Annotated in this window: 19 protein-coding genes and 1 tRNA gene; 4 read left to right on the top strand and 16 right to left on the bottom strand. The window is 71.1% G+C overall.

The features are described 5' to 3' along the window. Positions 1-34: 34 nt before the first annotated feature. The gene (locus tag ACQEV1_RS13655) at positions 35-943 is read left to right on the top strand and encodes a sulfotransferase family protein (protein ID WP_433394103.1); all 909 of its coding nucleotides are present in this window, start codon (positions 35-37) and stop codon (positions 941-943) included. A 1,554-nt stretch (positions 944-2,497) separates the two neighbouring features. On the opposite strand, the gene ACQEV1_RS13650 is transcribed toward ACQEV1_RS13655, so the two are convergent. Both ACQEV1_RS13650 and ACQEV1_RS13645 read right to left on the bottom strand, forming a co-directional pair. Then, a tRNA-Met gene (locus tag ACQEV1_RS13650) sits at positions 2,498-2,571 on the bottom strand. A 54-nt stretch (positions 2,572-2,625) separates the two neighbouring features. Next, entirely contained in the window at positions 2,626-5,505 is a 2,880-nt protein-coding gene (locus tag ACQEV1_RS13645; RefSeq protein WP_433394101.1) for a UPF0182 family membrane protein, read from the bottom strand. Positions 5,506-5,662: 157 nt separating this feature from the next. Between ACQEV1_RS13645 and ACQEV1_RS13640 the strand changes: the two genes are divergently transcribed. Further along, positions 5,663-6,163: a PPA1309 family protein gene (locus ACQEV1_RS13640; protein ID WP_285570372.1), complete on the top strand. Its 501-nt coding sequence runs from the start codon at positions 5,663-5,665 to the stop codon at positions 6,161-6,163. Here the strand turns inward: ACQEV1_RS13640 and ACQEV1_RS13635 are convergent, their stop codons facing one another. From ACQEV1_RS13635 to ACQEV1_RS13620, 4 genes are all read right to left on the bottom strand, one after another. After that, positions 6,164-7,222, bottom strand: a complete 1,059-nt coding sequence (locus ACQEV1_RS13635) for a YlbL family protein (protein ID WP_433394099.1) — start codon at positions 7,220-7,222, stop codon at positions 6,164-6,166. It abuts the gene before it with no gap. A gap of 9 nt (positions 7,223-7,231) precedes the next feature. Then, entirely contained in the window at positions 7,232-7,423 is a 192-nt protein-coding gene (locus tag ACQEV1_RS13630) for a hypothetical protein (RefSeq protein WP_433394096.1), read from the bottom strand. Positions 7,424-7,482: 59 nt separating this feature from the next. Further along, positions 7,483-7,905, bottom strand: coding sequence for a molybdenum cofactor biosynthesis protein MoaE (locus tag ACQEV1_RS13625; RefSeq protein ID WP_285618355.1), 423 nt, complete (start codon positions 7,903-7,905; stop codon positions 7,483-7,485). A gap of 134 nt (positions 7,906-8,039) precedes the next feature. Then, on the bottom strand, positions 8,040-9,125 hold the full coding sequence (locus tag ACQEV1_RS13620; protein ID WP_285570384.1) for an NAD-dependent epimerase/dehydratase family protein: 1,086 nt from the start codon (positions 9,123-9,125) through the stop codon (positions 8,040-8,042). A gap of 138 nt (positions 9,126-9,263) precedes the next feature. Here ACQEV1_RS13620 and ACQEV1_RS13615 point away from each other — a divergent pair, with 138 nt between their 5' ends. Then, on the top strand, positions 9,264-10,562 hold the full coding sequence (locus ACQEV1_RS13615) for a zinc-dependent metalloprotease (RefSeq protein ID WP_285570387.1): 1,299 nt from the start codon (positions 9,264-9,266) through the stop codon (positions 10,560-10,562). Next, positions 10,559-11,113 (top strand): NUDIX hydrolase, encoded by a 555-nt coding sequence (locus ACQEV1_RS13610; protein WP_285618356.1) that lies wholly within the window; start codon positions 10,559-10,561, stop codon positions 11,111-11,113. The genes ACQEV1_RS13615 and ACQEV1_RS13610 overlap by 4 nt, the downstream gene beginning before the upstream one ends. Here the strand turns inward: ACQEV1_RS13610 and ACQEV1_RS13605 are convergent, their stop codons facing one another. The 10 genes from ACQEV1_RS13605 to ACQEV1_RS13560 all read right to left on the bottom strand — a co-directional run bounded on the left by ACQEV1_RS13605 (position 11,114) and on the right by ACQEV1_RS13560 (position 21,619). Continuing rightward, a complete protein-coding gene (locus ACQEV1_RS13605; RefSeq protein ID WP_285618358.1) occupies positions 11,114-11,950 on the bottom strand; it encodes an SAM-dependent methyltransferase in 837 nt (278 codons plus the stop codon). 97 nt (positions 11,951-12,047) lie between these two features. Further along, positions 12,048-13,106 (bottom strand): NAD(P)H-dependent amine dehydrogenase family protein, encoded by a 1,059-nt coding sequence (locus tag ACQEV1_RS13600; protein ID WP_285618360.1) that lies wholly within the window; start codon positions 13,104-13,106, stop codon positions 12,048-12,050. A gap of 10 nt (positions 13,107-13,116) precedes the next feature. Further along, entirely contained in the window at positions 13,117-13,908 is a 792-nt protein-coding gene (locus ACQEV1_RS13595; protein WP_433394092.1) for an SDR family oxidoreductase, read from the bottom strand. A 44-nt stretch (positions 13,909-13,952) separates the two neighbouring features. After that, positions 13,953-15,269, bottom strand: a complete 1,317-nt coding sequence (locus ACQEV1_RS13590) for a mannitol dehydrogenase family protein (RefSeq protein WP_433394090.1) — start codon at positions 15,267-15,269, stop codon at positions 13,953-13,955. Between the two features lie 12 nt (positions 15,270-15,281). Continuing rightward, complete coding sequence (locus ACQEV1_RS13585; RefSeq protein WP_433394088.1) at positions 15,282-16,721, bottom strand: UxaA family hydrolase; 1,440 nt, start codon at positions 16,719-16,721, stop codon at positions 15,282-15,284. Then, positions 16,711-17,922, bottom strand: a complete 1,212-nt coding sequence (manD, locus tag ACQEV1_RS13580) for a D-mannonate dehydratase ManD (protein WP_285618365.1) — start codon at positions 17,920-17,922, stop codon at positions 16,711-16,713. The genes ACQEV1_RS13585 and manD overlap by 11 nt, the downstream gene beginning before the upstream one ends. A gap of 7 nt (positions 17,923-17,929) precedes the next feature. Then, positions 17,930-18,670, bottom strand: coding sequence for a 5-deoxy-glucuronate isomerase (gene iolB / locus ACQEV1_RS13575; RefSeq protein WP_285570410.1), 741 nt, complete (start codon positions 18,668-18,670; stop codon positions 17,930-17,932). Next, positions 18,667-19,518 carry an ABC transporter permease gene (locus ACQEV1_RS13570; protein ID WP_285618366.1) on the bottom strand — a complete coding sequence of 284 codons (852 nt, stop codon included), beginning with the start codon at positions 19,516-19,518 and terminating at the stop codon, positions 18,667-18,669. Before ACQEV1_RS13570 ends, iolB begins: the two co-directional genes overlap by 4 nt. Before the next feature lie 82 nt (positions 19,519-19,600). Beyond that, entirely contained in the window at positions 19,601-20,533 is a 933-nt protein-coding gene (locus tag ACQEV1_RS13565) for an ABC transporter permease (protein ID WP_285570416.1), read from the bottom strand. Next, positions 20,534-21,619, bottom strand: a complete 1,086-nt coding sequence (locus ACQEV1_RS13560) for an ABC transporter ATP-binding protein (RefSeq protein ID WP_433394085.1) — start codon at positions 21,617-21,619, stop codon at positions 20,534-20,536. It lies immediately after the preceding gene. Positions 21,620-21,742 lie beyond the last annotated feature (123 nt).

The raw sequence follows: 21,742 nt of genomic DNA, 5'->3' as shown, positions 1-21,742 counted from the left end.
GACCTGGAGGATTACCCGCCGGGGGTGATTTCTCGTGGCCTCGGACCGGCCGATCTTCATTCTGGGCTGCCCGCGTTCGGGCGGGACGCTGTTGCGGCGCATGCTGCGCGCCCACCCGCGCATCGCGATCCCACCGGAGACACGCCTCCTGCTCGACGCGTACGAGCACCGGGACGCGTACGGCGACCTAAGCCAGCGTGCGAACCGGCAGGCGCTGGCGGAATGGATCGTCGCCGGCGCCGGCACCCGCTTCGACGGCCTGGGCCTGGACGCCCGCGCGGTGGCCGAGGAGATCGTGGCCGGCCCCCCGACCCTGGGATCGGCACTGGAGATCGCCTGGCGCGCGTACGCCCGGCGGCTGGGCAAGCCGCGCTGGGGCGACAAGCGACCGGGATACGTCCAGCACATCGACGCGCTGCTACGCCTGTTCCCGGACGCGCAGCTCGTGCACGTCATCCGCGACGGACGCGCCTGCGTCGCGGACCTGAAGGGCACCTCGTGGTGGCGCATGGGCGTCTACCACGCGATCGCGACCTGGACCCAGGCGATCGACGCCGGCACGTCCGCCGCCCAACGCCTGCCGTCCTCGGCCTACACGGAGGTGCAGTACGAGCGCCTGGTCACGGATCCGGAGAGCGAACTGCGAAGGCTGTGCACGTTCCTGACGGAGGACTACGCACCGGAAATGGCGACACAGCGCCCGGAGCCGCCGGCAGAGGCTCGACTGGAGCCGTGGGAACGCGAACTGTGCGAGACCGTGATGAACGAACGACTGCGTGCGTACGGGTACGAGCCGGCTGAGGCCGCACGCCCGGCCACCCGACACCTGGCCCGGTACGCGACCATCACCGCCCACCGCCGCCTGGCCGCCCGGAAACGCGCCGTCCTGGACGCCCACCTCCGCGCCGCCGAGCCCCAGCCTGTGGCCTCCTGCCTGAGCTGACGCCCCCGCCGCGGACACCGGCCCGAACGGCCACTCATGGGATGTGTGCCCGACCACCCGGCACTGGTTAAAGCCGACGAACCGCGGTCGCTGAACGAGGACGGAGCGTCCGCGTACGGCCAGGCACCGGTGGGCGATGATCGCCGCATAGGTGGTCAAGTACTGGGCGGCCAGGCGGCGGGAGGTGACCGCCGCGTAGGCCACAGCGGCGATGCCGTTCATCGATGAAACCGCCGCCACCCATCGACCTCGCCGCACCTGCTCCCCCGGCCCCAAGGGGAGGCTCTGGAAGGGACGAAACGAGGCAGTCCCAGACCGGGAGAGGGCAAGGCCCGAAGAGAGCGATACCCGCAGAGGACGAGACCCGACGAGAGCAGGACCCGGAAAGGGCAACGCTCGGACGGGGACAGTGCCCGGCCGGGGACGGGACGAGCCGCTCGTTTCGATGGGGTGGTCGGTCCGGGACAGCAGTCTGACTGAGGAGCGTGGATGCGTCCTGCGGGGTACAGGCGCCCGGCGGTCGAGGTCGAGGGTGAGTCCAAGCTCGGCGAGCCGGATGCGGGCGGGGAGCCTGGCAGGTGTGCTGTCGGCCGTCACGAGGTCATGTCGCCCCCAGAGTGAGCCGGCCCGCAAGGAGGCAAGGCCCAAGGGGCCGAAGGCTCAGGGGAAGCGGAGCCCGAAGAGCGGGAGCCAGGAAGGCAAGGCCTGAAGGGTCAAAGTCCCGGGGAAGCGGAGCCCGGCGCCAAAGGCCGAGTGGAAGCGGAGCCGAAGAGCCAAGACCGGGAGAAGGCAAGACCCGAAGAGCCCCAGCCAGAAGAGAAGGCGAGGCCCAAAAGGGCCAAAAGCCGGGAGGAAGCGGAACCCTGAGAACCGAAGAACGGGAGGAAGCAGAGCCCGAAGAGCCGAAGGCCGACTGGAAGCAGAGCCCGGAGAACCGGAGTTCGGGGAAAGCGGAACCCGGAGCCGAAGGCGGAGTGGAAGCGGAGCCCGGAGAACCGAAGCCAGGAAAACGCAGAGCCCAAAGGACCCGAACCAACGACAAGACGAGACCCGAAGTGCCGCAAGGCCGAGAGAAGGCGAGGCCCGAAGGGCCAATGCCGGGAGGCCGGAAGGCCGGGAGGCCGGAAGGCCGGGAGGCCGGAAGGCCGGGAGGCCGGAAGGCCGGGAGGCCGGAAGGCCGGGAGGCCGGAAGGCCGGAAGGCCGGAAGGCCGGAAGGCCGGAAGGCCGGAAGGCCGGAAGCCGGGAGACCGGGAGACCGGGAGACCGGAAGCCGGGAGACCGGAAGCCGGGAGACCAGGAGACCAGGAGACCGGAAGCCGGGAGACCCGGAGACCCGGAGACCGGGAAGCCGGGAGGCCCGAAGGGCCAATGCCGGAAGGCCGGGAAGCCGGAAGCCCGAGAGAAGGCGAGGCCCGAAGGGCCAATGCCGGGGGGCGTGGGGGGCATCCCCCCACACCGGGGGCTCCGGGGGTCGCCCCCCGGAAGAAATGCGAAGAGCCCGACCGGGAAGCAACCCCCCGAAGGGGGTTGCGACCAGGCCGGGCCCCAGCTCGTAGCGGGGGTAGGATTTGAACCTACGACCTCTGGGTTATGAGCCCAGCGAGCTACCGAACTGCTCCACCCCGCGTCGCGTTGTGTCTTTACTCTATGGGTACTCCGCCCCCTATGCAAATCGATACCGCTACCTGCTGGGCTTCGGCGTCGGGGCGGGTGTGGCCGGTGGGGTCGATGAGCCGCTCGACACCGACGGCGACGCGCTGGCCGACGGGGTCGGCTTGCTCTGGTCGCGTAGCTTGGCGAGCTGGTCCAGGGCGGCCTTGAGCTGCTTCTGCGCCTCCCCGTACGCCGCCCAGTCTCCCTTCGCCAAGGCGTTCTGCGCGTCGCTGTACGCCTTGTTCGCGGCTTGGATGGCGGCGCGTACGTCCTCCGACGACTGCAGCGGCGGGCCGGTCGGGGTCGTGACGCCTCCGCCCTTGAGGACCTGGTTCAGGGCGTCCTCCAGGGTCGCGCCGAAGCCGATGTCGTTCCCGTACGAGACGATCACCCGTTTCAGCAGCGGGTAGGAGCCGGCTCCCTTGTTGGCCTGGAGATAGACGGGTTCGACGTACAAGAAGCCTCCACCGAACGGCAGTGTCAGAAGGTTGCCGCTCACCGTCCTCGATCCGGGTCCGCGCAGCAGCGTGAGCTGCTGGGACACGGTCGGATTGTTCTCGAAGGTGTTCTTGACCTGTTCGGGTCCAGGGGTCACCTGGCTGCGCGGCACCTGGAGGATACGGATCTGACCGTACGTGCGGCTCGTCGGCACGCTGTCGACGGCCATGAAGGCGGTGAGATTGGTGGCCTTGCCGCGGGGCACGAACGTCGAGGTCAGGGCGAAGCCCGGGGTGGTCTGGTCGGGCATCTTGACGCTCAGGTAGTACGGAGGTGCGAGGACGCCCTCGCCGGAGGGGTCGTTCGGGACCGCCCAGAAGTCCTGTCCGCTGTAGTACGCCTGCGGGTTCTCGACGTGGTAGGTGGCGAGGATCTGCCGCTGCACCTTGAACAGGTCCTCGGGGTAGCGCAGGTGCGCCATCAGGTCGGCGGGGATGGCCGTGCGCGGCTTGACGGTGCCCGGGAACGCCTTCATCCACGTCTTGAGGATCGGGTCGGAGTCGTCCCAGGCGTACAGGGTGACGGTGCCGTCGTACGCGTCGACCGTCGCCTTCACGGAGTTGCGGATGTAGTTGATGCGGTCGCCGGCCTGTGCGGCGACGGACACGCGTGTTTCGGTGTTGGTGTCTCTCGTGGCGTCGGCGAGGCTGGTTCGCTCGGAGTAGGGATAGTCGCTCGCCGTGGTGTAGCCGTCGACGATCCACTTGATCCGGCCGTCGACGACGGCGGGGTACGGGTTGCCGTCGACCTTGAGCCACGGCGCGGCCTTCTGCACCCGCTCGCGCGGGGAGCGGTCGTACAGGATCCGTGAGTGGGAGTTGATCGCCCCGGACAGCAGGAGGTTCTTCTCCTTGAAGCGGATGGCGTAGAGCGTCCGGTCGAACAGGGAGCCGATGGGCACGCCGCCCTTGCCGGCGTAGGAGTTGTTGTGCTGGCCGCTGGCGCTCTTGTCGTCGGGGTAGTCGAGTTCGCGGTCGCCGGTTCCGCCGACGATGGAGTACGAGGGGGAGCGCTCGCCGAAGTACACGCGCGGCTGGGTGATGCCGAGCGCGCCCGACGGCGGGATGTCCTTCTCGGTGAAGGCGGGGGCGCCCTGGGCGTCGACCTGGTTGCCGGGGGCCGCCACGAAGCCGTAGCCGTGCGTGTAGACGAGGTGGCTGTTGATCCAGTTGGCCTGGCCGGCGGGCGGCCCGTCCACCTCGCGGACGGCGACGACGGTGTCGCGCAGCGCGTTGCCGTCGGTGGGGTCGGGGTACCGGTCGATGTCGAGCGGGTCGGGGAACTTGTAGAAGCCCTTGATCTGCTGGAGCTGCTGGTACGTCGGCGAGACCACGGCCGGGTCGAGCAGGCGCACGTTGGGCAGGGTCGAGGTCTCCTGCTTGGCCTGGTCCGCGGAGAGCTTGGCGTTCGGGGTGTAGTCGGTGACCGTGGTGTCGTCGACGTCGTACGCCGCGCGGGTGGCGGTGATGTTGCGCCCGATGTACTTGGCCTCTTTGTCGGCCTCGCTCGGTTTGACGTGGAAGGTCTGGATCAGCAGCGGGAACACCCCGCCGATGAGGATGGCCGAGAGCACCAGCAGGCCGAAGGCCATGCCCGGCAGCATGGCGCCCCGGCGGACGAAGGTGGCGAAGAACATCAGCGCGCAGATCAGGGCGATCACGGCGAGGATGGTCTTGGCGGGCAGCACCACGTTGACGTCGGTGTAGGACGGGCCGGTGACCACACCGCGTTCGGAGTGGGCCAGGCCCCACCGGTCGAACCAGTACGCCACGGCCTTGAGTAGCACGAACACGCCGAACAGCACCGACAGGTGCACGCGGGCGGCCGTGCTGACCCGCTCCCCCTCCCCCTGCACGCGCACGCCGCCGTACAGGTAGTGCACGATCAGCGAGGCGATGAAGGTCAGGATCACCGCGGTGAACAGGTAGTCGAGGACGATCCGCAGCAGCGGATACGTGAACACGAAGAACGAGATGTCCTTGTGGAACTGCGGATCCTTGATGCCGAACGGCTGGCGGTTGAGGAACGCCAGCCAGGTGCGCCACTGGCCGGCGGCGGCCGACGCGGTGAGCAGGCCGATCAGGCCGAGGATCGCGATGAGGATGATCCGCCGGTGGGGGTCCACGACGCCGCGGTAGCGGTCGAGGCCCTGCTGTTCGACGGACGAGGGCCGGTACGCGGGCCGGAGCCGGTAGGCCGTCACGATGTTGGCGCCGAGCAGCACGACCATGATCAGGCCGCCGGAGAAGAACAGGAGGACCCGGGTGATGATCTGCTTGGTGTAGACCGAGGAGAAGCCGACGGAGCGATACCAGAGCACGTCCGTCCAGATCGCGGTGAACGCGAGGAAGGCCGCGACGAGGATCACGAGGGTCAGGATCACGGGCAGCATGAGCCGTGATCGGCTCATGCTGACTCGGCCGCTGAAGTTCGGGCTCCGGAAGCTCACGACCGTCCCCCTTCGCCGGGTGTCTGTGAAGGCAACTTACCGAGGCATCCCCGGGTTCCCGTACACGACCGGCCACCTCCGGCGAAAACACCCGTGCGGACGGTGAAAAAATAGACCGGTGCGCCCATTGGAAGAGCTCGTAGTCGAACTCGAACGCCATGTCGCCGGAGCCGGCTGGGATGCCGCGCCGCGTCTCTACGCTCTGGTCGAAGCCCCCGAACTGCACGCGAACGAGCCGGATCTCGCCCGGCGGCTCGGCGTTCCCGATGTCCCCGGCCGGCTGGCCGCGCTGGAGCAGCCCGCTCTGCCCGTCGACAAGCCGGTCGACGACGTCCTCGCGGGCATCGAGTGGCCGGGCGGCGTCGCCGGCTGCGCCCTCGCGGTCGAGCGGATCCTGCTGCCCGAGGGCGCGGAGGACGACATGCCCGACGAGGACCCGACCGGCTGGGCGGCCCGGCATCCGGGCCGGGAGGACGTACGCCTCGTCGTGGGCGTGCTGCGCGACGGCTCCCGGCACTCGGCGATGCGGCTGCGCGGCCACGACAGCGACGATCAGGTGATGTCGGGCCCCGAACTCGTCCCCGCCCTCGCCGAGGCGCTGGCCGCGACGCTCAGCTGATCACTTCGACGGGCAGGCGGGCACGGCTCCCTGCCCGGTGCGCAGCGCGCCCAGGGCCTGCAGCGCCCCGTGCATGGTGTCGACCCGTACGAGCCGGAGCCCCTTGGGCGCGGAGGCGACGGCGTCGGAGCAGTTCTGCGTGGGCGTGAGGAAGACCGTGGCGCCGGCGTGGCGCGCGGCGACCATCTTCTGCTGGATGCCGCCGATCGGCCCGACCTGACCCTCCGGGGTGATCGTGCCGGTGCCGGCGATGAACTTGCCGCCCGTGAGCTCCTGCGGGGTCAGCTTGTCGTAGATCCCCAGCGAGAACATCAGGCCGGCGCTCGGCCCGCCGACGTCGCCGACGCTGATCTTCACCTGGACGGGGAACTGGAACTTCTCGCGCAGCACCACGCCCACGACGGGCTTGCCGGGAGTGCTCTTGTCCGGGGAGGCGGCCGTGGTCACGTCGACGGAGGAGTCCTTGCCCGCGCGCCGGACGGTGAACTTCACCGTCTGTCCCGGCTTGTGCTTGCCGATCACCGCGCTGACCTCGGGGGTCTGCTTGATCTGCGTGCCGTCGACGGCGACGATCTGGTCGCCGGGCCGCAGCTTGCCCGCCGCGGGCAGGCCCTGCTGGACCGAGTCGACGACGACCGTGGTGGTCGTCGGCAGGTGCAGCTCGTGCAGGGCCGCGGCGGTGGCGGCCTCCTGGGAGGTGGCCATCTCCTCGGTGTTCTCCTGCTCGACCTTCTTGGTCGAGACGTTCTTGGGGAAGATGGCCTCTTCCGGCACGATCGCCACGTCGGGGTCGAGCCAGCCGCGCAGGGCGGTGAACAGGTCGATGCGGTTGCCCGGCCCGCCCTGGTACGCGACGGTCACGAAGTTGAGGTGCCCGCTCTTGGGATAGGTCCGGGCGCCGCTGATCTGGATGAGCGGCGTCTTGCCGAGTTGCCCGAGCGTGTTGGTGGTGGGCCCGGGTCGCAGCGCGACGTACGGCACGGGAATGAACGCCCCCACCATGCCCAGTACGAGAATGAGCACGCTCGCGAAGATGAGGGTGGCAGCACGACGGGACATGGCGGAAGCCTACGCGGTCGATCGACCGCCCCGTCGCCCACTGTCGGTGCTGTTCCGCTTCAACGCGTCGAGGAAGCGTTTGAAGTATTCGACCTCTTCGAAACTGCGCCGGAAACGGGGCCGGCGACCCCACATGCGGATGATCGCGCCGACGACCAGCGCGACGGTCACCGGGACGACCCACCACGCCAGAACGGACAAGGGGTGCCACCTCCCGAAAACCGGTCACCACTTACGTAACCGGTATCACGGGCGACAAATCACCCAACGCCCACCCATTCGTCCCCGCCATCGGCAAAGACTTGGTGTTTCCAGATCGGGACCTCGGCCTTGAGATCGTCGATGAGAGTACGGCAGGCCTCGAACGCCTCGGCGCGGTGCGGGCAGGCGGCCGCCACGACCACCGCCAGATCGCCGACGTCGAGGTCGCCCACCCGGTGTACGGCGGCGATGGCGCGCACGTCGTAGTCGGCGGCGACCTTCTCCATCACGACGCGCAGCCGGTCGGCGGCCTGGGGGTGCGCCGTGTAGCCCAGTCCGGACACCGCGCGACGATGGTCCTCGTCGCGCACGGTGCCGACGAAGATCGCCGTGCCGCCCGCGCCCGAGTCGGCGACGGCGGCGAGCACCTCGTCGGCGGACAGCGGCGTGTCACGGAGTTCCGCGAGCCGGATCACGTTCACCTGAGGAACGCTACCCCGCCGCTCCCGGCGCTCGGACCGCGCCCGGCATGGCCGCTGCGAGCCACGACCTGCCGCACGGCCCGCAGCTGCGACGGCCGTGCGGCGACCGAGACCGCAACGGCGAGGACGCGGAACTATCCGCGACGTTTCCGGCGCGCCCGGCGGACGATCGCGGCCGTGCCGATGACGGCGACGGTCGCGCCCGCCGCGGTGGCCATGGTCGCCTCCTTGCGCGCCAGCCGGCGCCCGACCACCGCGTGGCGTCCCGCGACCTCCTCGAGCAGCGCGTTCAGCGCCTCGGCGTTGTCGCGCGAGGGTTTCCAGCCGGCGGTGCGCAGGGTGGCGCAGTCGGCCACCCACGGGTAGACGACGTAGTGCAGGTCGGTGGCGGGCGCCGGAGTGACCCCGATGCGGTGCAGGCGCTGCGCGGTGCCGAACGTGATCGCCGCGGGCAGTTCGAACCGCCGCCGCCCGGTGATCTCCTCGACCTCCTCCGGCTCCAGCCAGCCCTCGCAGCCGACCGCGAACCGGCCGGAGACCTCACCGGAGACGGCGAGTTCGAGGGCGGTGACCAGGTCGTCGACGTGGCAGAACTGCCAGCGCTGCGCGGTGCCCTTGACGGTGAGCAGGCGCGGGGCCTCGAAGTGGCGGGTCACGACCGTGTCGACGCCCGGCCCGACGAGGGCCGCCGGACGCAGGACCGTGACGGTCATGCCGGGATGCGCCACGGGCGCCATGCCCGCGAGCTCCTCGATCTCCAGGAAGTCGCCCACGATGCCGTCGTCGAACTCGGCCGCCGTCGGTGAGTCCTCCGGCAGGGGCACGGGGTTGCCCTCCTGGGCCCCGTAGACCATGGCACTCGTCACCAGGATCACCCGCCGGACCCGTACCGCCGCGGCCGCGGTGATCACGGTCTGCGCGCCGCGGACGTTGTACGCCCGGCGCTCGCGGTGATCGGTCTCCGGCGACTGGTCGACGTCGAGATGGACGATCACGTCGACGTCGGAGATGCGGCTGGTGAGCTGTGGATCGCGGATGTCGACGACCCGCCACGTGACCCCCGGCACGTCTCCCCGGTGGTCGTCCAGGGCGACGACCTTCCTTACTTCAGCGGAAGCGGCGAGCCGGGCGACCAGCGCGCGCCCGATGCCGTCCGCCGCCCCCGTGACGGCGACGACGGGGCCCGCGCTACGCCGTGGGCGAACCTGTCGTGTACTCAACTCGAGCGAGTCCTCCTATCGCACGCCCCCGGGCTGCGACCGGATAACGTGAAGGTTGTGACCTATTCATCCTGCACGAGGTAGAGCCCGTGAGCGAGTCACTGGCTAGAGGAGTGTGGGGTCGGTGAAGGAGTTCTCGTGAGTGACATCCCCTTCGGGTTCAACCGCCCGAGCGAGCCCGGAGACGAGAACGAGCCCGGAAAGCAGGATCCGTTCGGCGCGGGCAACATGCAGGACTTCGCCGCCATGTTGCACCAGTTCGCCGACATGCTGTCCAACCAGTCCTCCGGGGGCGGGCCGCTGAACTGGGATCTGGCCAAGGACATCGCCCGTCACCAGGTGGCCGAGAAGGGCGACCCGTCCGTGCTCGACGCCCAGCGCCGCGCGGTCGTGGAGGCGTTGCGCCTGGCCGACCTGTGGCTGGACGAGGCGACGACGCACCCCGCCGGCATCCGTACCCCGCAGGCGTGGAGCCGGTCCGAGTGGATCGAGCACACCCTGCCGGTGTGGTCGAAGATCTGCGACCCGATGGCCGCCCGCATGGTCGACTCGATGGGCTCGGCGATGCCCGAGGAGATGCAGGCCGTGGCCGGCCCGCTCGTCGGCATGGTGAAGCAGATGGCGGGCGCGATGGTCGGCGGCCAGGCGGGGCAGGCCCTCGGGGGCCTGGCCCTGGAGGTCGTCGGCTCCACCGACATCGGCCTGCCGCTGGCGCCTCCCGGCGTCGGCGCGCTGCTGCCCTCGGGCATCCGCGCGTTCGGTGAGGGCCTGGAGATCGAAGAGGACGAGGTGCGCGTCTACCTGGCGCTGCGCGAGGCCGCGCACCAGCGGCTGTTCGAGCACGTGCCGTGGCTGCGCCCGCACCTGCTGCGTGCCGTCGAGGACTACGCGAGCGGCATCACCGTCGACCTGTCCAAGATCGAGGACGCCGTGTCGGGGGTGGATCTGACCAACCCGGAGGCGCTCCAGCAGGCGCTCGGCGGCGAGCTGTCCCTCACCCCGGAGGAGACGCCGCAGCAGAAGGCGGCGCTGGCCCGGCTGGAGACGATGCTCGCGCTGGTCGAGGGCTGGGTGGACACCGTGGTGAACGCCGCGGCCAAGGACCGGCTGCCGTCCTCCGTACGCCTGGCCGAGGCGGTGCGCCGGCGGCGTGCCACGGGCGGGCCGGCGGAGCGCACGTTCGCGACGCTGGTCGGCCTGGAGCTGCGGCCGCGGCGGCTGCGCGAGGCCGCGGCGCTGTGGGCCGCCCTCGGCGAGGCCCGGGGCAACGACGGCCGCGACGCCGTGTGGGCGCACCCGGACCTGATGCCGACCGCCGAGGACCTCGACGACCCGACGGCGTTCGTCGAGGGCAAGAGCGCCGACATCGACATCACGGACTTCACCGACCCCAAAGGCGAGACCGACGAGCCCGGCGGCTCAGGCGAGGAGGCGTGACCGCCGGACTGCACGGTGACGCGGTGCGGGTGCTGTCGAACTGGCGCCCGTCCGACGCCGGACAGGACGCGCTGCGGCGCGAGTTCCTCGCGCACCTGGCCGAGTACCCGGACGGGATGTGGCGTGAGTGCGTGGCCGGCCACCTGACCGCGAGCACGGCGGTGCTCGACGCGACCGGTGAGCGCGTGCTGCTGACCCTTCATCCCAAGGCGAAGCGGTGGCTGCAGCTAGGCGGTCACTGCGAGCGGGCGGACACGTCGCTGGCGGAGGCCGCGCTGCGGGAGGCCGCGGAGGAGTCCGGCATCGAGGGCCTGCGCCTGCTGACGGGCCCGGTCCGCGTCGACCGTCACCGCGTCTGGTGCCACGGCGGGTCGTACCACCTGGACGTGCAGTACACCGCGGTCGCCCCGCCGGGCGCCCGCGCGCGGATCAGCGAGGAGTCCGACGACCTGCGCTGGTTCCCGCTGGAGTCCGTCCCGGACCCCGCCGACGACGTGCTGCGCCGCCTGGTCGCCGCGTCGGGGAGGCTGTTCGCCGCGCAGTCGGCCTGATCAGGGGACGCGGGCGATGCCGCTCCACATCGTGGAGGTCATCGTGCCGACGTCGAAGCGCGGGTCCGGACGCCACTCCGAGGCCCGTACGATGCCCGGCTCGATCAGTTCCAGGCCGGCGAAGAAGCGGGAGACGTCCTCGAACGAACGCGGCGTGACCTTCTGGGCCATCACGCGGTTGAGGCTCTTGGCCATGGCGCCCATCTGGTCCGCCCGCAGGTCGCTGGCCGGGTGGGAGACGACCAGGTGGCTGCCCGGCGGCATGGCCTCCACCAGGCGGGCCACGATGCCGTACGGGTCGTCCTGGTCCGGGATGCAGTGGAGGACGGCGACCAGCATGAGGGCCACCGGGCGGGAGAAGTCGAGCGTCTCGGCCGCCTCCGCCAAGATCTTCTCCGGGTCGCGCAGGTCGGCGTCCAGGTAGGCGGTGGCGCCCTCGGGCCGGCTGGTCAGCAGGGCCCGGGCGTGGGCGAGCACGGCCGGATCGTGGTCGGTGTAGACGATGCGGCTCTCGGGCGCGATCGACTGGGCGACCTCGTGCGTGTTGTCGGCCGCCGGGATGCCGGTGCCGATGTCGAGGAACTGGCGGATGCCCGCCTCACCGGCCAGGTGACTCACCGCACGGGCGAGGAAGGCGCGGGTGTTGCGCACGGAGGCGACCAGGCCGGGGAAGGCCTTGACGGCCTCGTCACCGGCCTCGCGATCGGCCCGGAAATGGTCCTTCCCGCCCAGCCAGTAGTCCTGGACCCGGGCGATGTGCGCCACCTCCGTGTCGAACGCGGGCGGTGCGCTGGGGCGTTCGGCCCCGGTGGTTCGGAACCATGGGTCGTCCGTCACGTCGTCCCTCTCGGCGCTTTGGCGAATGCGCCCAAGTAGACCATTCGAACAACCGCTTATGTGGCGATATTTGCAATTTGCGACATAAGGCCGGATATTACGCGCCGTCGACCAGGCCGCGCCCGGTGACCAGGGGAAGGTCCAGGGCGGTGAGCAGGCCCGGAGGGGCGGCGACGACGGCCGGTACGGCGTTGACCAGGCGCATCGCGGTCGCCTTCAGGCCCGCCGTGTTGTGGTCGCCGTTCGTGCCCAGCAGGCGCAGGTCGACGGTGTAGTTCGGCTCACCGGTGACCTCCACCCGGTAGCAGCCGTGTCCGGCGGGCTGCGGCCAGTCCGGAGCCAGGTCGTCCCGGAGCCGCGTCACGTGTTCCAGCACGATCACCGGCCGGCCGGCGCGCATGCCGCGCAGTTCGAAGCGCAGCGCCGCCGCCGTGCCCTTCTCCACCGTCCCCGCGTCGATCCGGAACGTCTCCGGCGCGGGCAGGCGCGTGTGCCACTCCTCGACATCGTCCAGCTCGACGTCCAGCCCGGCGGCGAGCTGGCGGACCACGCTGCCCCACGCCAGGGACAGCACGCCCGGGGACAGCAGCAGCGGCGTCTCGTCCATCGGGCGGCCGAACCCCATGACGTCGAACAGCACCGTCGGCTGGGCGTACGTGGAGTAGTTCAGGATCTCCATGCAGCGGACCTGGGTGATCCGCTCGCTGATGCCGGTGATCGCCAGCGGCAGCCAGTCGTTGGCGAAGCCGGGGTCGATGCCGTTCACCCAGATGGAGGCGCCGCCGTCCAGCGCCGCGCGGTGGATCGGCGCGCCCATCGCCTCGTCGGGGAACTGCAGGAAGACCGGGCTGCTGGAGACGACGTTCACCCCGGCGCGCAGGATCCGGGTCAGGTCCTCCATCGCCTCGTCCAGCCGTACGTCGGCCATCGAGGTGTGCACGACACAGTCGGGGCGCGTCGCCAGCACCGCGTCGGCGTCACCGGTCGCGGTCACGCCGAGGCGCCCGAGGCCGGCGAGCTCGCCCGCGTCGCGGCCCACCTTGTCCGGGTTGGACACCCAGACGCCGGCCAGCTCCAGGTCGGGCCGGGCGTCGATGCCGATGAGGGCGTTCCGCCCCACGTTCCCGGTCCCCCACAGCACCACGCGATACGTCATGCGAAGCCCCTCACAGGTCGGGCAGGCCCAGGTCCAGCGCGGGCCGGTCGGTGCCGCCGTCCACCTCGAGGACCCGCCCGGTGACGAACGAGCCGGCCGGGGAGGCCAGGAACAGCACCGCCGCCGCGATCTCCGCGGGGTCGCCGATGCGGCCCAGCGGGGTCTCGTCCTCGATCTGCCGGCGCAGGCCCTCGTCACCGGTGACGATCTCCAGCGCGGAGGTCGCCACCGCCCCGGCGGCGACGGCGTTGACGCGGACGCGCGGGGCGAGGTCGCTGGCGGCCAGCCGCGTGTAGTGCGCGAACGCCGCCTTGGTCGTGCCGTACGCCAGGTAGCCGCGGCCGGCGACGCGGCCCATCACCGAGGAGATGTTGACGACCGCGCCCTCACCCCCGTCCGCGAGCATCGGCGGGACGGCCGCCCGGGTCACCGCGTGCGCGATGCCGACGTTGAACCGGAACGCCTCGTCCAGGTACTCCACCGTCGTGTCGAGGTAGGCCTGCGGGATCGTGCCGCCCACGTTGTTCACCACGATGTCGAGCCGCCCGAACGCGTCCACCGCCGCCCGCGGCAGTGCGGCGGCGGCGTCCAGGTCGGTCAGGTCGGCCGGGACGACGACGGCCCGCCGCCCGGCGGCCTCCACTTCGGCGGCGACCCGCCTGAGCTGGTCCTCGCTGCGGGCGGCCACGACCACGTCCGCGCCGGCCTCGGCGAGGGCGACCGCCGTGGCGGCCCCGATCCCTCGCCCGGCGCCGGTCACGATCGCGGCCCGGCCGTCGAGCCGGAAGCGGTCCAGGATCACCTGCGCAGCGTAAGTCGATCAAGCGGCCGGTTCAATGGGGCCGTTCAGAGCAGGCCGCCCAGGTGCTCGACCAGCAGGTCGCGGAAGACCTTCGACTCGCGCAGGTCCGGGCCGAACACATCGTTGATCGACAGCAGCCCGTCCACCACCTGCCCCGGCGTGTCCGCTCGCGCGACGGTCATCCGCAGCAGGTCGGCCATCGGGTCGTCCAGCTCGCCTGCCGTCTTGACGTGCCGCATCCACGCGGCCACCGCGAGCGCCGCCCAACGCGGCTCGGCTCCCGCCGCGAGCCGGTCCCGTACGACCCCGAGCAACCGCTGCGGCAGCTTCTGCGAACCGTCCATGGCGATCTGCGCGGTGCGGTGCCGCAGCGCCGGGTTGGCGAAGCGTTCGAGGAGAGAGGACTTGTAGGCCGCCAGGTCGAAGCCGGGCGGCACGTCGAGCGTCGGGCCCGCGTCCTCGTCCATGTAGCGGCGTACGGCGTCGCCGAGCTCGGCGACCGCGTCGGCGACGTAGGTGTGGTGCGAGCCGAGGTAGGCCAGCATGGAGTGCGAGCCGTTGAGCAGCCGCAGCTTCATCTTCTCGTACGGCGCGACGTCACCGGTGAAGATCGCGCCGGCGGCGTCCCACGCGGGGCGTCCGGCGGCGAAGGTGTCCTCGATCACCCACTGGGTGAACGGCTCGGTCACCACGACGCCCTCGTCGCGCACGCCCAGCAGGCGTTCGGCCTCGTCGAGGTCCTCGGGCGTGGTCGAGGGCACGATCCGGTCGACCATCGTCGAGGGGAAGGCCACCTCGCAGCCGATGCGCGTGCCGCTCCGCTCGCAGAACTCCTCCACCAGCGCGCGCAGGGCCTCGCCGTTGGCGGTGAGGTTGTCGCAGCACAGCACGGTCACCGGCGCGTCGCGCCGGGCCAGGCCGCGGACCAGGCGGCCGATCACCGTGCGCGGCGAGCGGCCGGTCAGGTCCAGGCTGATCTCCGGGTCCTCGCGGCGCAGCCGCCCGGTCGCCGGGTCGTGCCGGTACCCCTTCTCCGTCACGGTCAGCGAGATCACCTTCACGGCCGGGTCGGCGATGCGCTCGACCGTCGCGTCGCCCGTGAGGACCTCGCGGACGGCGCCGATGATCCGCGCCGACGGCTCGCCGGGCCCGCGTTCGAGCACGCTGTAGAGGCCGTCCTGCGGCCCCAGTTGCTCGGCCACGGTCGCGCTGCGCTGGGTGATGCCGCAGATGCCCCAGCCGTCGCCGGCGTCCTCGGTGTACACCGCCTGGTGGGCCCGGTGAAAGGCGCCGATCCCCAGGTGGACGATGCCGACCGAGGACGGCACCTCACGGGGCCGGGTCCTCAGCGAGAGCCGCATGTTCTCCCCCACTCACATCACCGCGCCGAGTTGCCAGGGCGCGAACTCCTCGTCGCCGAAGCCGAGTTCCTCGCTCGCCGTCTGTCGCCCCGACGCGACGTCCAGGACGAGCCGGAAGATCCGCTCGCCCAGTTCGGCGACGGTGACCTCGCCGTCGAGGATGGCGCCGCAGTCGACGTCCATGTCCTCCTCCATCGCCCGGTACGTCTCGCGGTTGCTGGCGAGCTTCAGGCTCGGCGCCGGCCGGCAGCCGTACACCGAACCGCGGCCCGTCGTGAAGCAGATCAGGTTGGCGCCGCCCGCGACCTGGCCGGTCGCCGACACCGGGTCGTACCCGGGGGTGTCCATGAACACGAAGCCGCGCCCGGTGACCGGCTCGGCGTACTCGTAGACCGCGGTCAGCGGGGTCGTGCCGCCCTTGGCGACCGCGCCGAGCGACTTCTCCAGGATCGTCGTCAGGCCGCCCGCCTTGTTGCCGGGCGAGGGGTTGTTGTCCATCGACTCGGCGTAGGACTCCCACCAGTGGATCCGCTCGATCAGCCGCTCGCCGACCGCGCGGGAGACCGCGCGCCGCGTCAGCAGGTGCTCGGCGCCGTACACCTCGGGCGTCTCGGACAGGATCGCCGTGCCGCCGTGCCGTACGAGCAGGTCGGCGGCGGCGCCCAGGGCCGGGTTGGCGGTGATGCCGGAGTAGCCGTCCGACCCGCCGCACTGCAGGCCGAGCACCAGGTTGGAGGCGGGCACCGGCTCGCGGGTGACGGCGTTCGCGGCGGGCAGCAGCTCGCGGATCACCTCGAGCCCGCGGCGCACGGTGGCCGAGGTACCGCCGAGCTCCTGGATCGTCATCGTCGGCGTGCCCTCCGGCAGGTCGAAGCCGGTGAGCTGGTTGACCTCGCAGCCGAGGCCGACGACGAGGATCGCGGCGAAGTTGGGGTGCCGGGCGTAGCCGGTGAGGGTGCGGCGCAGCAGCCGGATGCCGTCGCCGTCGGCGGCCATGCCGCAGCCGGTGCCGTGCGTCAGGGCGACGATGCCGTCGACGTTCGGGAACTCCTCGCACAGCGCCGACGCGCGGCTCGCGATCCGCTTGGCCACCGTGGCCGAACAGTTCACCGAGGTCAGAATGCCGATGTAGTTGCGCGTGGCGACCCGCCCGTCCGGCCGTACGATGCCCCGGAAGGACGCGGGCGCGGGCGGCGGCTCGACCGGGCGCACCTCGGTGCCGAAGTCGTACGCGCGGTCGTGCGGCCCCATGCCGAGGTTGTGCGTGTGCACGTGGTCGCCCGCCGCGATCGGCGCGGTCACGACGCCGATCGCCTGGCCGTACTTGCGGACCGGCGCGCCGACGGCGAGGTCGTGCACGGCGACCTTGTGCCCGCGCGGCACGCCGGGCAGCTCGCGCAGCGCCACCGCCACGTCGTCCTCGGGGTGCAGCAGCAGCGTCTCACCAGTCATGCAAGCTTCCGTCCTCCAGGCGGTTGACCGGCAGGTATGCCTGCCGGTACGGATACTCCGCGGCGGCTTCCTCGTCGATGTCGACGCCGAGGCCGGGCTCCTCCGAGGGGTACAACAGGCCGTCCGCGAACCGGTACGAATGCGGGAAGACCGCGTTCGTCGTCTCCGTGTGCGGCATGTACTCCTGGATGCCGAAGTTGGGCACCGCGATGTCGACGTGCAGCGCGGCGGCCAGGCACACCGGCGACAGGTCGGTCGCGCCGTGCGATCCGGTGCGCACGTGGTACAGGTCGGCCAGGTCGAAGACCCGCCGCAGGTGCGTGATGCCACCGCCGTGCACCACGTCCATCCGGATGTAGTCGATGAGCTGCTCGGTGATGAGCTGGTGGCAGTCCCAGATCGAGTTGTAGACCTCGCCGACCGCGATCGGCGTCGTCGTGTGCCGCCGGATCAGCCGGAACCCCTCCTGCAGCTCCTCGGAGATCGGGTCCTCCAGCCAGAACAGCCCGTACGGCTCGACCGCCTTGCCGAGCCGCGCGGCCTCGATCGGCGTGAGCCGGTGGTGCGCGTCGTGCAGCAGGTGGAAGTCGTGGCCGAACCGTTCGCGCACGGCGGCGAACAGGCCGGGGACGAAGTTCAGGTACTTCGCCGTCGACCAGGTCGCCTCCTCCGGACGGTCCCCGGCGACCGCCGGCTCGTACGGCGCGCGGTCCGTGGGCACGCCGTACACCTTCTCCAGGCCCGGCACGCCGGCCTGGACCCGCACCGCGCGGTAGCCCTGGTCGAGCAGGCTCCCGACCTGCTCCAGGGCCTCGGGCACGGTCGCGCCGTTCGCGTGCCCGTACACCGTGACGGCGTCACGGGAGCGGCCGCCGATCAGCTGGTAGACCGGCATCCCGGCGGCCTTGCCCTTGATGTCCCACAGCGCGGTGTCCACCGCCGCGACCGCGGTCATCGTCACCGGCCCACGCCGCCAGTACGCCCCCTTGTGGAGGTACTGCCAGGTGTCCTCGATGCGGCTCGCGTCGCGGCCGATCAGCAGCGGGCACACGTGATCCTTCAGGTACGACGCGACCGCCAGCTCCCGGCCGTTCAGGGTGGCGTCGCCCACCCCGGTCAGCCCGTCGTCGGTGGTCAGCTTCAGGGTCACGAAGTTGCGGTCCGGGCAGGTGACGATGACCTTGGCCTCGACGATGTTCATGTCGCGGTCAGCCGGTCTGGACCCAGGCGTGCTCGGGGTCGAGGTAGGGGATCATCTTCCGGCCCTCGCCCGCCATCACCCACAGGTAGTAGAGCTTGTAGCCGGGCGCGGCGACGACCGGGTGGTAGCCGTCCGGGATCGCGGCGACGTCGCCGTCGCGCACGGTGAAGACCTCCTCGCCCTTGCCGTCGTAGCGCAGCTGGATGCCGAAGCCGTTCTCCGGGTCCAGCTTGAACAGGTAGACCTCCTCCAGCTTCACCTCGCGCGGCGGCTCGTGGGTGTCGTGCTTGTGCGGCGGGTAGCTGGACCAGTTGCCGGGCGGGTTGATCGTCTCACCGAGCAGCAGCCGTCCCGCGTCGTCGTCCGGGCCGAGGACCGTGCGGACCGTACGGGCCCAGTTGCCCTCGCCCCGCTCGGCCACGTCCTGGTCGTCCGGTCCGATGATCCGCGCCGTGCCGGGCCGTCCGTCGCCGAGCGGCGCCGTGCAGACCACGATCTGCGCGGGGCCGCCGGTCGCCTGGAACCGCAGCGGCGTTCCGGGCGGGGCGTACACGGTGTGGCCCGCCCCCTCGAAGACGCCGCCGCGACCGCCCGCGGTGCCGAGCCCCTCGACGTCGACGACGCCGGAGAGGACGACGGCCGCGAGCTCGGTGTCGCGGGTGAGCTCAAGGGTCTCGCCATCGGCCAGGTCGGCCAGTTCGAGCCCGATCAGCTCGGTCTCCTTGCCCGGGGTCAGCAGGGTCTTCAATCTCTCTCCTTGATCTGGGTGACCAGCTGGGTTGGGTTGACGAAGCGCAGTGCCACGACGAGCAGCACCAGCATGAACAGGGTGTAGATCACCGCCATCGCGTCGATCTCCTGCTGCGCGCGGATGCCCGCCGCGGAGACCGAGTAGTACAGGGCGACGACCAGGGTCTGGCTGTCGGATCCGGCGGTGAGGAACGTCAGCTCGAACATGCCCACCGTGCGGACGAGGATGAGGACCGCGGCGGCCAGCATTCCGGGGATCAGCAGCGGCCCGAGGATGCGGGTGAAGATCACCCTGGTGCGGGCGCCGCACATCCGCGCGGCCGACTCGATCTTCGGGTCGATCTGCTCGATGAACGGCGTCATGACGAGGATCACGAACGGCACGGCCGGCACCAGGTTGGCCAGGATGACGCCGCTGAGCTTGCCGGCCAGGTGGAACTTGTAGAGCACCGTCGCGAGCGGCACGCCGTACGTGATCGGCGGAATGAGGATGGGCAGCATGAAGGCCACCATCAGCACCCGCTTGCCGGGGAAGGTGCGCCGGGCCAGCGCGTACGCGGCGGGCACGCCGACGACCAGCGAGACCACCACCACGGCCACCGCGACCTCCAGGGTCACGACCAGCACGTTCCCGAGATCGAACTCGTGCCACGTCTTGCCGTACCAGCGTGAGGTCCACCCGGACGGCAACCAGCCGGAGAACCACCTCGTGCCGAAGGAGTCCACGACGACCGCGCCGACGACACCGGCGAGGATCAGCAGGAAGAAGACGACCGCGCCCCAGACCAGCCAGGCCCCGGGCCGCAGAGCGAGCCCCTTGCGTTCGGTCGCGATGGCTGCGCTCATGGTCGCGCTCCCCTCCTCACTCGCTCCGCGGACGGCTCGTTCCTCACCGGCCGCTCCGCTCCCTCGTCGGCTCGCCGCTCCGTCATCCCTTGCCTCCACTCGCACCGCGGTACAGGCTGGCCCGCCAGCCGAGGACCAGTCCGACGACGATCAGCTCGACCGCGCCCATGATCATCGCGATCGCCGAGGCCATCGAGTAGTCGTACTGCTCGAAGGCCGCGTGGAACGCCGCGATCGAGATCACCCGGGTCGTCCCCGACGGATCACCGACCATGACCGCCGACGGGAACACCGAGAAGGCCAGCACGAACGTCAGGCAGAACGTGATGGCCAGCCCCGGCGCCAGCAGCGGCAGGGTGATGAACCGGAACCGCTGCCACCACCCCGCGCCCAGCGTCGCCGCGGCCCGCTCCAGCGTCGGGTCGATGCCGCTGAGGTAGGACAGCGTCAGCAGGAACGCGAACGGGAACCCCGAGATGATCAGCGAGAACAGCACACCCCAGTAGTTGTGCGTGAACCGCACCGGGTGGTCCACGATCCCCACGTCGATCAGCAGCCGGTTGAGCCAGCCGGTGGGGCCCATGAAGGCCAGCAGGCCCTCCGCGGTCAGCACGGTGCCCAGGGTGATCGGCACGACGAGGATCGTGGTGATCGTCCGTTTGCCGCGGAACTTCCCGCGCATCCGGTACGCGATCGGCACCGACGCGATGACGTTGAACAGTCCCGCGGGCAGGCTGAGCTTCAGCGTGGTCCAGATGGTGTTCCGCAGATACGAGTCGGCGAAGAACGCGTGGTAGTCCGCGAACGGCCCCGAGCCGTACCGCTGCACCGTCTCCGAACCGGGCTGCGGCTGGAACGACAGCTGCAGCCCGTACACGAACGGGTAGATGAACAGCGCCACGATGAACACGACCGCCGGCACCAGCAGCAGCAGCGTGCGGTCCATGCCCCGGTCGGCGAGGCGGTGCCGCAGCGCGATGCGCCCCGCGGTCGCCGGGGCCGCCGGGGCCGCCACCTAGGCCACCTCCTCGGGCGCGGCCGGGCTGTCGGCCGCGAACACCAGCACCCGCTCCGGCGGCACCGACACCGTCACCCGGTCGCCGGGAGCGAGACGGGCCTGGACGCGCAGGTGGAGCTCGTCGCCGCCGGCCGTACGCGCCTGGACCGCCTGCTCGCGGCCCTGGAACTCCACGACCTCGACGTCGACCTCCATGGCGTTCGGGCCGTCGCCGACGGTGAAGTCCTCGGGCCGGATGGCGGCGACCGCCGTCTCCCCGAGGTCCTCACGGCGGGTGCCGGTCAGGTCGCCGAGCACCACCGTCTTGTCACCCGCGGCGGTTCCCGATCCAGGGGAGACCGGCAGCTCCAGTTCGTTCCGGTATCCCATGAACCCGGCCACGAACCGGTTCGCGGGCTCGGTGTAGACCGTCTCCGGCGGGCCGACCTGCTGGACCTTCCCCTCACGCAGCAGGACGAGCCGGTCGGCGAGCGACAGCGCCTCCTCCTGGTCGTGCGTGACGTAGACGGTCGTCAGGCCGAGCGTCTGGTGGATGCGCCGGATCTCGGTGCGCATCTCCAGGCGCAGCTTCGCGTCGAGGTTGGACAGCGGCTCGTCCATCAGCACCAGCGCGGGCTCCAGGACGATCGCGCGGGCGATCGCGACGCGCTGCTGCTGCCCGCCCGACAGCTGGCCGGGAAACTTGGCGGCGTGGTCACCGAGCTGGACCAGTCTCACCGCCTCGTCGACCCGCCGCTGCGCCTCGGCCTTGCCGACCTTGGCCATCTTCAGGCCGAAGCCGATGTTGGCGCGCACCGACATGTGCGGGAACAGCGCGTAGTTCTGGAAGACCATGCCGAAGCCACGCTGCTCCGGCGGCAGGGTGTCGATCCGCCGCCCGTCGAGCGTGATGGAGCCGCCGGTCAGCGGCAGGAGGCCGGCCAGGCAGTTCAGCGCGGTCGACTTGCCGCACCCGCTCGGTCCGAGCAGCGCGACGAACTCCCCGCCCTCGATGGTGAGGTCGAGCCCGTCGAGCGCGAGCACCTCCCCGAAGCCGCGGCTCACGTGATCGAGCCGCAGCTCCGAGATCTTCGATCCGCTCACGGGCCCTCCTTCGTCGGGGGGATGACCAGGCGCGCGTGCTCTTTGATTCGCTCGCTCCGCTCGCTCACTGGCCCTCCTTCGTCGGGGGGATGACCAGGCGCGCGTGTTCTCTGGTGCGCTCGC

This window comes from Actinoallomurus sp. CA-142502 (assembly GCF_050936355.1).
Taxonomy (GTDB): Bacteria; Actinomycetota; Actinomycetes; order Streptosporangiales; family Streptosporangiaceae; genus Actinoallomurus; species Actinoallomurus iriomotensis.
The sequence above is the reverse complement of the archived record's forward strand: the minus strand, read 5'-3'. Positions and strand labels throughout refer to the sequence as shown.